This window comes from Arthrobacter sp. TJ-254 (genome assembly GCF_058269175.1).
Genome location: NZ_JBZCNF010000001.1, coordinates 930,953 through 944,783, shown reverse-complemented (window position 1 = coordinate 944,783; position 13,831 = coordinate 930,953). Strand labels below are relative to the sequence as shown.

The window sequence follows — 13,831 nt, the reverse complement described above, 5'->3', positions numbered from 1 at the left end:
TTTGGCCGCTGGTTGCATAATCTAGCGGCGCCCTAGCGAGGCCGTAAAGGCAAGGAAAAAGGTGGGGGAGGCCTTGACGAACGGTGCGGCCCAGCCCGTTGGGCACCGGCGCCCCGCCGGGCGTTGCCGCGGGGCCGCCTTTCAGGCCGCCCCGCCCCGCCGTTCACGCGTTCGACGGCGGGGGTCTACGCTCCGCCCTTGGTCCGTGGGAGGTAATTCTCCACCTGGCTGACCGGCCGGACCGTCGCCTTATTCGGGTCCTCACCGAACTCAAGCCGCGCGCGGCGCTGGCGCAGGAGGTCCCAGCACTGGTCGAGGTTCTCCTCGAGGCGCTGCAGGCGCACCTGGTTCTGCCCGCCGCGCACGCTTTCCTCACCGGTCTGGCGCAGGTCGTGCTCTTCGGCCACAAGCGCTTTGATGCGTTCGAGGATGTTCTGATCGTCCACGGTGTCCCCTTTTCGACTTTTTACTGACCGCCGTACCCGTCAGGGTACTGAGCGGGCGGCCGAAAGACCAGAGCAGGGGCGCTGCGTGACGGGCAGATCCGCGGGTTCACTCCTCGGTGCGGCGTGGCCGGGAAAGCAGTGCGGTAAGGCCCACGGCAATGCAGGCCGCGAAGAGGATGAATTTCACTACGGTCAGGGTCGATGCGGCGGTCACCGTTCCCGGATCCACCGGAGACGCCGCGAACATGCCCTCGATGAGCAGGTTCTCGGTGATGTCCGCTATCGCATACAGCACCGGAATCGGCAGGAACAGCCAGCGGAACCTTCGTCCCACTGTATGAAGGATGAGCAGGGTAAGGGTTGCGGCAAAGACGAGGGGGAACAACAGGTCCCAGAAATAGTGCGACGCCCCGTACCGCTCATACAGCTCATCGGTCATCAGGGTCCGCACTGCCCTCACATAATCAGGGCTGTACCCGGTGAAGGAGGTTTCGGGCATCGCATATCCACCCACCGCCCGCCGAAGGGAGGCCAGCTGCAGCCCGTTCACGGCGGCGAGCAGGATGCTGAGTGCGAATCCGGCGATGATGAGGATCCACAACTTTCTCGCTCTTCCGGAAGCCTGTGTTGGTCGGCGTTCCTGCGTTGGTCGGTGTTCGCGATGGCGCTGGGATGATTCGCCGGAAGTGGTCATGGGCCATTGTGTGCAGCCGTGCGGCTCAATTGACCTTCCAATTTGATAACCGCTTGCTGCCCCAGCGGAAAGCGGTCCGACGAGCCGCGAGGGGCCCTTCAGTCGGCGGGCCATGATCCGCGCAACGCCGCCTCGATGTCCGCGCAACCGGCCCTGAGGAGCGCCTTGTCCGGAGCCCGGAGAGATGAGCGCTCAATGGCGGTGTGCGTCTCCGCGGCTTGGGCGCGTAGCGCTGGATGGTGATCACCGTCCCTGTCGCTCCACGCGATTTCCCGAAGCATGTGAACGATCCGTCCGGCGGTCCGCGGGTCCTCCATCGCATAGGCGAGCAGCTGCCGCATCGCCAGGTCAAGCAGCTCCGGAAAGGTGGGGTAACGCAGGACCACACGGACCTGTCCGTGTTCGTCGACGAGCGCTTTTGGCCCGGTCGTCCGTTGGGCAAGCACGCAGAAGACGCTCGAAATGTGTCCGAGCGCATGGACCGCGGTCGTGGGGTCGTTGATGCCCGGTGAGAGGGCTTTGCTGGTCACGTCGAGCAGTTGCTGCAGCCCGAAACTCGCATCCCGTATGGATGTTCTCTCAAAGCTGGTCGCCAGGCCGGCACAGAGTTTCTCCTGCAGGGCGTTCCTTCGCTGCGTATCGATGCCGCTCCCCTTCATGCTCCACGCGCGCCCTATGGGCACCCCGGTAATGAGGGACGCGCCAGGCATTGCGTCAACGGTAATGAGGGTGTCGGTCTCGACCGCTGCGCTGAGCGCGGCGTCATTTGAAAGGTCGATGAAAAAACCGGAGGTGTCGCTGTCGATCACCGCATGGGAGGCACCTTTTCCCGCGTCAAGCCCGGCTGGTGGCGGTGCATCGTGGGGGAAGATCCGGTCGATCGCCCTGTTCGCTTCTGCGTGGACGTTACGCAGCATCGTTTCAACCCGGATCTCCCGCGAGAGGTGGGCGAGAAAGAGAACAAGGGCAACGACGCTGGCGATGGTGAGGACGAAGGCCACGGTAACCGATATCTCGGGAACGAATCCTGCGCCGGCGCTGGTCTCGACACGGATGCTACGCAGCACCGTCAACGCGAAGACGAACGTGGCAAGAAACAGGGCGAGCGTGTTGTGAACGAACCTGTCCCGGGTGAACGTTCTGAGCAGCCGGGGCGAGAACTGGCTGCTCGCGAGCTGGAGCGTCACGACGGTCAGGGAGAAGGTCAGCGAGGTCACGGTGACGAGGGACCCGGCGATTGTCTCCATGAGGGAGCGGGCGGCCTCTGGGCCTCCGCCGAATAAGAGCCCTGAGACCGGGGCGGGCAGGTCGTCGTCAATCCGCTGATCCAGGTACGGCAGGTACTGTCCCAATCCGAGAGCCAGGCAGACGGCGAGAAGCGGTACCGGCCAGAGCTGTGTTTTCAGGGAGTCCTTAAGCAGTACGGCGCGCGCGCGTCTGTTCATGCCGGCCCTCCCTCTGGTCGCCGGGCGGTCTGGGAGGTGCGCCGTCGAGCTCCATCGACAAAGGATAACGCTGCCGGGGTGCCATAGGGCCGTAAGGCACCTAGCACACGTTGATAAGGTGGCTGTCAATCGATTCGTGAACCCGGCTGACGCTCCTCCGCCCGGCAGCAGGGTCACCAGCGCTGTTCCGGTACTGGTTGACGGTCCGACGCCTTCACCATCCAGCTCGAGAATCCACAAGTTCGAGGAGGCAACACAATGATTCACGGACCGGCAGCCCGGCAGCACGAACCGAGGGAAAACCATGTGGTTTGACGGTTGGGCCGACGTCGTCAGGACCCTCGCCGTGGGCTCGGCCGCCTATCTGACCCTGGTGCTCGTCCTCCGTGCCTCGGGCAAACGCACACTCGGGCAGCTCAACGCTTTCGACTTCATCGTGACCGTTGCGCTTGGCTCGACGCTCGCCACGATCCTCCTCAGCAGTGAGGTCGCCTGGACCGAAGGGTTCGCCGCCTTGGCCCTGCTCGCGGGCCTCCAGTACCTTGTTGCGGCGGTCTCGGTCCGATGGCCGGGCGTACGGCGGGTTGTGACCTCCGAGCCCGTTGCGCTGATGCGGAACGGGGAGCTGCAGCATTCCCAACTGCTGAGCAACCGGCTCACGGAATCCGAAGTGCTTCAGGCGGTGCGCGGCAGCGGATCGGGGGACCTCGCCGACATTGCGGCGGTGGTCCTTGAGACCAACGGAACGCTCAGCGTCATTCAACGTTCGAAATTCGGCGACGGGTCGGCGATGAAAGGCGTAGTGAGCGGAAACTGATGGAGGAAAACCCTGACCCTCGCCAACAACTCGACGCGGTGGTGCCTTCCGGCGGCCCCAGACCGGAGGAAAAGCTGGGCGCCGCCGAAATCTTCGCCCGGCGCCTCGACAAACCGATGGGCGTGCTCGGGGTGGTATTCCTCTTCGTGGTCCTCGGCCAGCTTCTGGCGACCGAAGCGCGCCTGAGCCTCGCGCTGGCGATCGTCGGATGGCTGTTCTGGGCCATCTTCGTGGGGGAATTCCTGCTCCGCGCCTACATCGCCGGCTTTCAGTGGAGCTTCTGGAAACGCAACTGGTGGCAGGTGATTTTCCTTCTTGTGCCTTTCCTCCGTTTTTTCCGCGCGCTACAGGCCCTGCGCCTGATCCGGGCGGCACGGCTCGCCCGGTTCGGCGGCATCGTTTCGGCAGGCATCCGCGGTTCACGGTCCGCGGGCCGCCTTCTCTCGAGCCGGATCGGCTGGCTGGCGGCGGTCACCGCCGTGGTGATCCTTGCCTCAAGCCAGCTGCTCTACGCGACCGGATCCCACACCAGCTACGGGGACGCCTTGTACGAGGCGGCGATGGCCACGATCACCGGCAGCGGAATCACTTCCCCAAGCGGTTTTTCGCGGATCCTCCAAGTGATTCTGGCCCTTTACTCGGTGGCCGTGTTCGCTACCCTTGCGGGATCCCTCGGCGCGTTCTTCCTCCGGGGAGACCAGGGTCGGGCAGGCACAGCGCCGACAGGGCTGCGGTCCCCGGCTGCATCTCCCGAGGACGGCTAGGCGTCCCCGGTCAGGGCGAGCAGCCGGTTGAAGATGGCCTCGCCGTCATCCGAAATCCCGTCGTGGTGGAAGTCCGGTGTCTCCCACACCTTCAGGCCCTTCACCGACGCGGCTGTCTCAAGGGACAGCGCGCGGTCAACGTAGATGTCGTCACGGTAGACGGCGGCCGCGGCGCGCACCGAGTTCCGGGACAGGACGCCGGGGTCGTACAGCGCACCCCAGTCCTCCTTCTCGGCCAGGAGGTGGGCAGCTTCCTTCAACGGCCGCAGCGCCGGGTCCTCGTCGAAGTACCACGGATAGACCATCTCCCCGGTGAGCAGCGGCTCCTCCACCTCCGCACGGAACTGGCGGTACTTGTCCAGGACCCGCTCCGCGGACCAGCGTGAGGCATCCCCCTGGCAGTAGATCGACTCGTGCATGAGCGCGTAGAGGGGGTTGGAGCTGCGGGAGACGAGCGGTCCCACCTGGTCGAGGAACACCTGGGACAGCCGCGGGCCGCCGGGAGTGTCAACAAAGGCGTCTTCAAGGAGGTAGTGAAGCGCATCGACCCGTGTATTTCCCCCGAGGAAGGACCCGACCATCTGGAAGCGCCGGGTGCTGAGCCGCTCTCCCGTGGGCAGGCGCTCATCAACCCGCTCCAGATGCCGGGCGATGCGGGTGACGAGCTCACGGTCGCCGGGATACCAGGCGAAGTATTCGTTGTTGCGCTCCTCAACCCGGGCGTAGGTGGCCGTATACACCCGGTCGGGGCTTCCCGTCAGCGGGGCGAGCCCGCCGGTGATCAACACGCGCTCGAGGGCTTCGGGGGCCCGGGACAGGTAGGTCAGTGCGCAGAAGCCGCCGTAGCTTTGCCCGAAGATGGTCCATGGCCCGCCCACGAGCCGTTGGCGGAGGATTTCGGCGTCGGCGACGATCGAGTCGGCACGGAAGTGCGTCAGGTACCGCACCTGCTCCGCCGCTCCGCCACGCGCCGCGAGCGTCATGGCGTCCGCCGGGGTGGAGAGGCCGGTTCCGCGCTGGTCGAGCATGAGGATGCGGAAGGTCTGGGCGGCGGCCTTCATCCACCCGCTGAGCTGGGTGGCACGGTTGCCCCGGCCGCCCGGACCGCCCTGAAGGAACAGCAGCCAGGGCAGGCGCTCCACCTCGTCGTCGCTGTGGTCCGTTGAGGTGTACTCCCGGGCGAAGACGGAGATCGTTTCGCCGTCGGGCACTGCATGGTCAAGGGGCACGGTGAACCGGTGAGCTGTCGCCCTCAGCCCCCGCATCAGGAAGGTCGGCCCGGGCTGGTAAGCGTCCGCGCCGCCGGCGGTGGCTTCCGTACGCGGGGTGGCCGCCCTGCTCCGGGCGCTCACTGTGCCTCAGTCCCCGCGAAGCCGCTGAGCGCTGCACCCGTGAGCCGGAAGGTCGACCAGTCGGACTGCGGGCGGGCGCCAAGGTTCTCATAGAAGCGGATCGACGGTTCGTTCCAGTTGAGCACCGACCACTCCACGCGGGCGTAGCCGCGCTCCGTGGCGATGCGGGCGAGCTGGCGGAGCAGGGCCTTGCCGTGCCCTGCTCCGCGGGCGGTGGGGCGGACATAGAGATCCTCGAGGTAGATCCCGTTCACACCCTCCCACGTCGAATAGTTGAGGAACCAGAGGGCGAACCCTTCGATCTCACCCCGGCTCTCCGCCACGTGGGCGTAAATTGTCGGAGTTGAGCCGAACAGTGCCTCGGTGAGCTTGGGGACCGTGTTCTTCACGGCATCCGGCTCTTTCTCGTAGATCGCCAGATCGTGGATGAGCTGGAGGATGGTCGGCACATCCTCGGGCCGGGCTTCGCGGATTACGTTCATCCTCCAAGCCTAACGAGGCGGCCGACACCTCAGCCGCCCCCGGGCTACGGCGCGCCGACTCCTATGACTTCAACCACGGGCGTACCGGCGGCATCGGAGGCCGCCAGGTCGATGACCGCGTTGATCCCCCAGTCGTGGTTCCCCTCCGGGTCCTTGAAAATTTGGCGCACCTTCCACACCCGCGGCTGCTTGTCGATGATCAGCAGGTTCGGTCCGCGCGCCTCGGGGCCGTCGTCGATGTCCTCGTAGTCGTTGAAGTACCCGTCCATCGCCTCCGCCCAGCGGTCCGCGGTCCAACCCGAGTCGGAGTCGAGCGCCCCAAGCGCCTCGTCCTTCTCATCGGCGAACAGCTGGACACGCTGGAACATTTCGTTGCGGACCATCACCCGGAAAGCGCGCTCGTTCGAGGTGACCGAAGGGGGCTCCTCCGGCAGGTCGACGTCCGGCCCGACGGTTCCGCCGGCCAGGCCGGAGACATCCCCGGCCGCGAGCCGCGCCCATTCGTCGATCAGGCTGGAGTCGACCTGCCGTACCAGCTCGCCCAGCCACTCGATGATGTCGCTGAGGTCCTCGCGCAGCGCATCGCTGGGAACGGTCTGGCGCAGCGCCTTGTAGCAGTCGGCAAGGTAGCGCAGCAGGATGCCCTCGGAGCGGGTGAGGGAGTAGAACGCGACGTACTCTCCGAAACTCATCGCCCGCTCGTACATGTCGCGCACCACGGACTTCGGGGCGAGCTCGAAGTCGCCAAGCCACGGCGCCGTCCCGCGGTAGACGTCGAAGGCCTGCTGAAGCAGTTCGGCGAGGGGCTGCGGGTAGGTGATCTCTTCCAGCCGGGCCATCCGGGCGTCGTAGTCGATGCCCTCGGCCTTCATTGCGGCAACCGCCTCCCCGCGGGCCTTCTTCTCCTGTGCGGAGAGCACCTGGCGCGGCTTTTCCAGCGTCGCTTCGATAACGGAGACGACGTCGAGGGCATAGCCGGGAGCCTCGGGGTCGAGCAGTTCGATGCTTGCAAGCGCGAAGGGGGACAACGGCTGGTTGAGCGCGAAGTTCGCCTGGAGGTGGACCCTGAGCCGGATCTGGCGCCCGTCGGCGTCGGGTTCGGGGAGCTTCTCGACGATGCCGGCGGTGACGAGTTCCCGGTAGATGCCGATCGCACGGCGCATCAGCCGCAGCTGCGAGGCCCGGGGCTCATGGTTCTCGCTGAGCAGCCGCTGCGCCGCCTTGAACGGGTTCCCCGGGCGTTCGAGCAGGTTCAGCAGCATGGAGTGGCTGACGGTGAACGAGGAGGTCAGCGGTTCCGGGACGCCCTCGACGAGCCGGTCGTACGTGGGCCGTCCCCAGGAGACAAATCCCTGCGGCGGCTTCTTCCGGACCACCTGGCGCAGCTTCTTCTGGTCGTCGCCGAACTTGGACACGGCCTTGGCCATCGCCTTGGTGTTCTCCACAACATGTTCGGGGGCCTGGACCACGACGGTGCCGGCGGTGTCGTAGCCCGCCCGGCCCGCCCGCCCGGCGATCTGGTGGAACTCCCGGGCGTTGAGCAGCCGGGTCCGGACGCCGTCGTACTTGCTCAGCGCGGTGAGCAGCACCGTGCGGATCGGCACGTTGATGCCCACCCCGAGGGTGTCGGTTCCGCAGATGACCTTGAGCAGGCCCGCCTGCGCGAGCTGCTCGACGAGCCGGCGGTACTTCGGAAGCATCCCCGCGTGGTGGACGCCGATTCCGTGACGGACGAACCGGTTGAGGGTCTTGCCGAAGCCGGAGGAGAACCTGAAGGAACGAATCAGCTCGGCGATGCGGTCCTTCTCTTCCCGGGTGCACACATTGACGCTCATCAGGCTCTGTGCCCGCTCGATGGCCTCGGCCTGGCTGAAGTGCACAACGTACACCGGCGACTGGTTCGTCGAAAGGAGCTCTTCGATCGACTCCTGCACCGGCGTTTCAACGTAGTAGTAGTGAAGGGGGATGGGCCGCTCCACCGAGGTCACCGTTGCAGTGGGGCGCCCGGTACGGTTGGTCAGTTCCTTCTCGAAGAGGGATACATCGCCAAGGGTGGCCGACATGAGCAGGAACTGCGCCTGGGGCAGCTCGAGCAGCGGCACCTGCCAGGCCCAGCCGCGCTGGGGGTCGGAGTAAAAGTGGAACTCGTCCATCACCACTGTGCCGAGCTCGGCTGCCTCTCCTTCGCGCAGGGCAAGGTTCGCGAGGATTTCGGCGGTGCAGCAGATGATCGGTGCGTCGGAGTTCACGCTCGAGTCACCGGTGATCATGCCGACGTTCTCGGCGCCGAAGATCTCGGTGAGCGCGAAGAACTTCTCGGAGACCAGGGCCTTGATCGGGGCGGTGTAGTAGGTCCGCCGCCCTTCGGCCGTGGAGAGGAGGTGCGCGGCGATCGCCACGAGGGACTTGCCGGATCCCGTGGGCGTCGCAAGGATCACGTTGCTCCCCGAGACGAGTTCAAGCACCGCCTCGTCCTGCGCCGGGTACAGGGAAAGTCCCCGGGACGCCGCCCAGTCGGTGAAGGCCTCGTACACCGCGTCGGCCTGGGGCTGATCGGACGATGGCGCGGGGAGATGCTCTTGAATCCTCATTGTCGCTTCAGCCTACCCGTGCCGGGGTTAGGGTGAGCTATGCAACGGAGCATCGTGACGTGGAACCCCGCCAAATATTCGCAGTACGCGGACGAGCGCGGGAGGCCCTTCTTCGACCTGACCTCCAGGATCAACCATCCGTCCCCCCGCCGCGTCGTCGACCTGGGTTGCGGGCCCGGGGAGCTGACCGCGGCGCTCGCCGTGCGTTGGCCCGGGGCGCAGGTCACCGGGATCGATTCCTCGCCCGAGATGGTCGGCCGTGCCAGCGCGCTCGATGCCCCGGGGAACCTTACGTTCCTCGAAGGCGACGCCGCCGAGTGGACGCCCGGGCCCGAGGACGACGTCGTGGTTTCAAACGCCCTGCTGCAGTGGGTGCCGGGGCATCAGCAGCTCCTGCCGCGGTGGGCGGCGGGCCTGCCGGACGGAGGGTGGCTGGCGGTGCAGGTGCCGGCGAACTTCGACGCGCCATCGCACTCCCTGATGCGCCGGCACGCTGGTTCCGCCCGGTGGGCGCCCCTGCTTGACGGAGTGCTGCGGCATGCCGACGCTGTGGGCGAACCGCAGGACTACCTGCGCCTCCTGGCCGGGGCCGGAATGCGCGTCGAGGCGTGGGAGACGGTCTATCACCACGTCCTCCAGGGGAAGGACCCTGTCCTTGAGTGGGTGCGCGGAACCGGACTGCGGCCGGTGCTCGATGCACTCTCCACGGCGGATGCCGCCGAATTCGAGGAAGGGTATGCGGAACTGCTGCGCGGCGCGTACCCGGTTGAGTCCTTCGGGACGGTGTTCCCGTTCCGCAGGATCTTCGCAGTGGGCAGCAGGCCCTAAGAACGGGCCCGTCCGGGAAACACCGCCGGACTACCTTCCGGCATCGGTCCCGTGCCGGCCCTGCGCGGCCGCTGGTGAGGATGCGCATGCACCTGGCGGCGGGCGCCTGCCGTGTGCATGAGAAAAAGACGGTGTGAACCGCTTGGCGCGTTGATACATTTGCCGCATGTGGAGGAAGCGTGCGGGGAACGCCGCACCAGCCACGGAGTCATCGGCCGGCCACGTGGTGCTGCTGGGAGATTCCGTATTCGACAACGCCGCCTATGTGTCCGGCGGCCCCGACGTCGTGGCGCAGCTGCGCGGCGAGCTGTCCCGCGGCTGGGCCGCCACCCTCCTGGCCGTCGACGGTGATGTGGCCTCCGGCGTGGCCCGGCAGCTGCGCGGGCTGCCCTCCGACGCGACCCACCTCGTGGTAAGCGTCGGCGGGAACGACGCCCTGGGGTACGCGTACCTGCTCGACCAGCCGGCCAGCTCGGTCGCGGCGGCCCTGGGGATGCTCAGCGACGCCCGCGACTCCTTCGCGTCCAGCTACGACGCGATGATCGAGGCGGTGGCGGCAGTCGGACTTCCCACCGCTGTCTGCACCATCTACGACACTCCACCCTCTGAACCCAATCAGCGGATCATCCGGACGGCGGCAGCCATCTTCAACGACCACATCACCCGCGCCGCGTTCTCCCGCGGCATCTCGCTGATCGATCTCCGGCTGATCTGCAGCGACGACGGCGACTACGCCAACCCGATCGAGCCGTCCGTTAAGGGCGGCAGGAAGATCGCGATGGCGATCGCCGGTGCCCTGTCGGTAGGGCAGACCGCCGTCAGTTCTGTTTTCGTCGGCGCGCCCCGCCACGCCGCACGCTAGACAGACTTGTCTACCTGTCGGTAACATCGTTGCAGGACGGTACGTGGAAATGTATGGCAGCGGGTGGCGCATGTGTGCCTGCGGCCGGTCCAGGGGGCGGTCATCCTGCGGGTTGTTGGATGCCGGAGACAAACACACCGGCCATGCCATAAGGATGAAATGCTCGACGAATACCTGCCCCGCCCGTTCTCCGCCGATCCCGAGCGGATCCGCGTGCCCGAAGATGCAAGCGCCCTCACAGTGGACCCTGCAATAACAATCCGGTTCCAAGCCCTGGAAATCATCCAGAAGACGCTTCGCAGTCCTGACGCCGCAGGCGAGGACGGGCGGGCCCGGCTCCGGCAGCGGCTCGAATGGTCGAACGCTCCGGAACGGTCGGAAGAGGTGCTGCTGGAGCATCTCCAGGAGATGGTGCGGCTCAACAACCCCGGCTTCGACATGTCCGACGGCGATCCCTTGGATTGGGAGCGCCACTGATCCGCCGCTGACCCCTAAGGCCGCAGGCTGCAGGTGCCGCTCAGTCAGCCCGGTGGTGCTCGATCAGCCACCGCGCCATGGGTTTCGCCCGTTCTGCCGCCCGCGCGTCGGACTCGGCGGCGGCAACGATCGCACCTTTCATCAGCAGCACGTAAGCGTGGGCAAATTCTTCAGCATCCTTGAGCATGGCTTCCGCGGCGAGCTCCTCAACCCCGCCGCGGATTTTCGTCAGGTACTCCGCGCTCGCCCTCCCCAGGGGATGGCTGTGGCCCAGTTCGAAGAGCGTCTTGATGTAGGAGCACGACTCATAGTCGGGACGGCGGAACCATTCATCGAGCACATCGAAGATTGCAAGAAGTCTTTCCTCGGCTGTGTCTGCCCGGCGCGTTGATTCCGCGACCAGGTATCCCACGGTGAAGAGCTCTTCGCGCCGCGCAAGGAACGCGAGGACGAGGTCGTCCTTCGATGGAAAGTGGTAGTAGAAGGTGGCTTTGGCGATTCCCGCCTCACGGATCAGCTCGTTGACGCCGACATCGCGGATGCCGCGCTGCATGAAGAGGTCGTAGGCCGTCGCGAGTATCCGCTCGCGGGGCTCGGCCACCGGTGACGCGGTATCCATTAGGCTCCTAATGCTGCGGACGGATGTTCAGCTTCCTTTGTGTCCATACCACCAGTATTCGGGGTCGGCGTGCACACCGCGAGTAATTTCTTGACTTAAAGGGCCGGCTCCTGCACTGGTGTGCGGGGTGGCACGATCGGGATGCCGGCCGTGGGGAAACTGCTGTGGAACACCGACGGGGCCGGCGCCGCCACCGGGGCAACAGCGAGCGTCACCCTCTCGGCACCGACTGTCACGAGCCGGTCCCGCACCTGCACGTCGATGGACGAGCCACCGGCGAAGGAGAGGCCGATCGACCCCGGTTCAAGTTCAACCCTCAACGATCCGCCGCGGTGCTTGAGGCTGAACGAGAGTCCGGTCCATTCGGCCGGGAGGCGCGGATCGAAATACGGAACCGGTCCCTGGTCGCGGAACCCGGCGAACCCGCTGACAAGGGAAGCCCAGACGCCTCCGGCGGCAGCGATGTGAACGCCGTCGATCGTGTTGCTGTGCGAATTGTCCAGGTCGATGAACGCGGCATCGGTGAAGTGCGACAGCGCTACATCGCCGTAACCCACCTCAGCCGCCATGATTCCCTGGACGCACGCGGAAAGCGTTGAATCTCCCGTGGTGATCGGGTCATAGAAGTCGAAGGCGCGCTGCTTCTCTTCGGCCGTGAAGTCCTGCCACTGAAGGTACATCGCCAGCACGGTATCGGCCTGCTTGAGCACCTGGTGCCGGTAGATCACCAGGGGATGGAAGTTGAGCAGCAGCGGATACTTGGAGCGCGGCGTTGACCAATCCCAGGGTTCGAGGGTCATGAAGTCGGCGTCCTGCGAAAACACCTGGAGCACCTCGTCAAAGGGCATCTGCATCCGGGCCGCGGCCTGCAGCCACAGGTCCCGCTCCGTCTCGTCGATGTCCGAGCGTTCAAGCGCCGCGGCGGCACGCAGGTTGAACCGTGCCATAACGTTCGTGTACAGGTTGTCGTTGACGACGGCCGTGTACTCATCCGGTCCGGTGACTCCGTGGATATGGAAGCCGCCGTCCTTGCCGAAAAAGCCGAGCGAGAGCCACATGCGGGCCGTCTCGATCAGCAGATCCGCACCCTTCGACTGCTGGAAGGCGGCGTCGCCATTGGCCCAGATGTACCTGTTGGTGGCGAAGGCGATCGCTGCGGCGATGTGGAACTGTGCGGTTCCGGCCGCGTAGTAGGCGCTTGCCTCGAGACCGTTGATCGTGCGCCAGGGGAAGAGCGCCCCGTCGACGCTCAGCTCCCTGGCCCGCGCCCTGGCTTCGGGCAGCAGCTGATGCCGGAACTCAAGCACCTTCCGGGCGGCCTTCGGGTTGGAGTAGGTGAGGAATGGGAGCAGATAGATCTCCTGGTCCCAGAAATAGTGGCCCTCGTATCCCGATCCGCTTACGCCCTTCGCCGGGATGCCGGCTACCCCGGCCCTGGCGGTCGCCTGCGCGAGCTGGAACAGGTTCCACCTCACGGCCTGCTGGAGATCTGCTGGACCTCCGATCTCAATGTCGCCCGTTGCCCAGTAGTCCCTGTAGTGCGCTGTGCTCTCCTCGAAAAGCGCCGCGGCGGGCCGAACCGAGGCTTCCGCGGCCGATGCGACGTCGGATCCACCCCCGGCATCTGCGACGGCGTACCCGACGCTCTTTTCGAGCCGCAGAGGCAGTCCGTCGTCGATGGTGAGGACGTACCGTACGCTGCTTTCGTCCTGGTCGGCGGTCGTCTCCAGAGGAGCCTGCTGGGTTGAGATCCAGTGATCCACGGCAACGCCGACCTGCTGCTTGGATTCCTCGGTTTCCCATGCCAGCCGGAGGGAGCCGGTGTCGCCGTCCAGCCGCAGCGGGAGCAGCACGCGTCCTGCGTGCCTGCCGGAGCGCCGGGGATCGTGCTCGGAGTGGTCCTCAACGGGCTGGTCCTGCCGGTTGATGACCAGGGAGGTGATATCCGCCGACACCGCCCGGTCCGCCGACACCTCGAGGCTGATGGCCAGGCCGCCGCGCGTTTCGTATCCAACGGCACGCCGCTCCACGGTGGTCACTGCGGCACCGGAGCGGGTCAGCCAGGTGATCCTGCATTCGTAGATTCCCGTGGTGAAATCCACGGTGCGCCGGTACTCTGCCACGGCCGATCCGGCCAGGGTGAGCGGTTCACCGTCAATGACGACCCTGAAGTTGTTGGCGTCTGGCACATACAGGATCCGTTGACCGGTGCGGGCGAACCCGAAAGCATTTTCGGCGTGCTTGATGTCCCAGGTTTCGTGGAAACCGTTGATGAAGCTGCCCGGCAGCTCCGTATCGGCCGCTGACCAGTGGGCACCCCGCACACCAAGGAAGCCGTTCCCGATGCAGAACAGCGTTTCGAGTGCGCCGGTGTCCCCGGGCTTGGAGAAGGTCTCAACGAGTCCCCATGGAGTGCGGGGGAAACGTTCCCGGTCCGCGTTGATAAGCGCCATT

General features: G+C 65.9%; 13 protein-coding genes. 5 read left to right on the top strand and 8 right to left on the bottom strand.

The window, feature by feature from the left end:
• Positions 1-185 precede the first annotated feature (185 nt).
• From AC4D14_RS04520 to AC4D14_RS04510, 3 genes are all read right to left on the bottom strand, one after another.
• Positions 186-446, bottom strand: a complete 261-nt coding sequence (locus AC4D14_RS04520; protein WP_490900371.1) for a DUF2630 family protein — start codon at positions 444-446, stop codon at positions 186-188.
• 106 nt (positions 447-552) lie between these two features.
• Positions 553-1,047, bottom strand: coding sequence for a hypothetical protein (locus AC4D14_RS04515; protein WP_490900370.1), 495 nt, complete (start codon positions 1,045-1,047; stop codon positions 553-555).
• Positions 1,048-1,238: 191 nt separating this feature from the next.
• Positions 1,239-2,585 carry a DUF2254 domain-containing protein gene (locus tag AC4D14_RS04510; protein ID WP_490900369.1) on the bottom strand — a complete coding sequence of 449 codons (1,347 nt, stop codon included), beginning with the start codon at positions 2,583-2,585 and terminating at the stop codon, positions 1,239-1,241.
• 304 nt (positions 2,586-2,889) lie between these two features.
• On the opposite strand from AC4D14_RS04510, the gene AC4D14_RS04505 reads away from it, so the two are divergent.
• Both AC4D14_RS04505 and AC4D14_RS04500 read left to right on the top strand, forming a co-directional pair.
• Positions 2,890-3,402 (top strand): DUF421 domain-containing protein, encoded by a 513-nt coding sequence (locus AC4D14_RS04505; protein WP_490900368.1) that lies wholly within the window; start codon positions 2,890-2,892, stop codon positions 3,400-3,402.
• Positions 3,402-4,166 carry an ion transporter gene (locus AC4D14_RS04500; RefSeq protein ID WP_490900367.1) on the top strand — a complete coding sequence of 255 codons (765 nt, stop codon included), beginning with the start codon at positions 3,402-3,404 and terminating at the stop codon, positions 4,164-4,166. The genes AC4D14_RS04505 and AC4D14_RS04500 overlap by 1 nt, the downstream gene beginning before the upstream one ends.
• Here the strand turns inward: AC4D14_RS04500 and AC4D14_RS04495 are convergent.
• From AC4D14_RS04495 to AC4D14_RS04485, 3 genes are all read right to left on the bottom strand, one after another.
• Complete coding sequence (locus AC4D14_RS04495; protein ID WP_490900491.1) at positions 4,163-5,431, bottom strand: alpha/beta fold hydrolase; 1,269 nt, start codon at positions 5,429-5,431, stop codon at positions 4,163-4,165. The two genes, AC4D14_RS04500 and AC4D14_RS04495, sit on opposite strands and share 4 nt — an antisense overlap.
• A gap of 83 nt (positions 5,432-5,514) precedes the next feature.
• Entirely contained in the window at positions 5,515-6,000 is a 486-nt protein-coding gene (locus AC4D14_RS04490) for a GNAT family N-acetyltransferase (RefSeq protein WP_490900366.1), read from the bottom strand.
• A 44-nt stretch (positions 6,001-6,044) separates the two neighbouring features.
• On the bottom strand, positions 6,045-8,591 hold the full coding sequence (locus tag AC4D14_RS04485) for a DEAD/DEAH box helicase (RefSeq protein ID WP_490900365.1): 2,547 nt from the start codon (positions 8,589-8,591) through the stop codon (positions 6,045-6,047).
• 54 nt (positions 8,592-8,645) lie between these two features.
• On the opposite strand from AC4D14_RS04485, the gene AC4D14_RS04480 reads away from it, so the two are divergent.
• From AC4D14_RS04480 to AC4D14_RS04470, 3 genes are all read left to right on the top strand, one after another.
• Positions 8,646-9,419: a trans-aconitate 2-methyltransferase gene (locus AC4D14_RS04480; RefSeq protein WP_490900364.1), complete on the top strand. Its 774-nt coding sequence runs from the start codon at positions 8,646-8,648 to the stop codon at positions 9,417-9,419.
• Positions 9,420-9,585: 166 nt separating this feature from the next.
• Entirely contained in the window at positions 9,586-10,281 is a 696-nt protein-coding gene (locus AC4D14_RS04475) for an SGNH/GDSL hydrolase family protein (protein WP_490900363.1), read from the top strand.
• Positions 10,282-10,440: 159 nt separating this feature from the next.
• Positions 10,441-10,758 carry a hypothetical protein gene (locus AC4D14_RS04470; RefSeq protein WP_490900362.1) on the top strand — a complete coding sequence of 106 codons (318 nt, stop codon included), beginning with the start codon at positions 10,441-10,443 and terminating at the stop codon, positions 10,756-10,758.
• 40 nt (positions 10,759-10,798) lie between these two features.
• Here the strand turns inward: AC4D14_RS04470 and AC4D14_RS04465 are convergent, their stop codons facing one another.
• Entirely contained in the window at positions 10,799-11,377 is a 579-nt protein-coding gene (locus tag AC4D14_RS04465) for a TetR/AcrR family transcriptional regulator (RefSeq protein WP_490900361.1), read from the bottom strand.
• A 95-nt stretch (positions 11,378-11,472) separates the two neighbouring features.
• The gene (locus AC4D14_RS04460; RefSeq protein ID WP_490900360.1) at positions 11,473-13,830 is read right to left on the bottom strand and encodes a glycoside hydrolase family 65 protein; all 2,358 of its coding nucleotides are present in this window, start codon (positions 13,828-13,830) and stop codon (positions 11,473-11,475) included.
• Position 13,831: the final 1 nt, after the last annotated feature.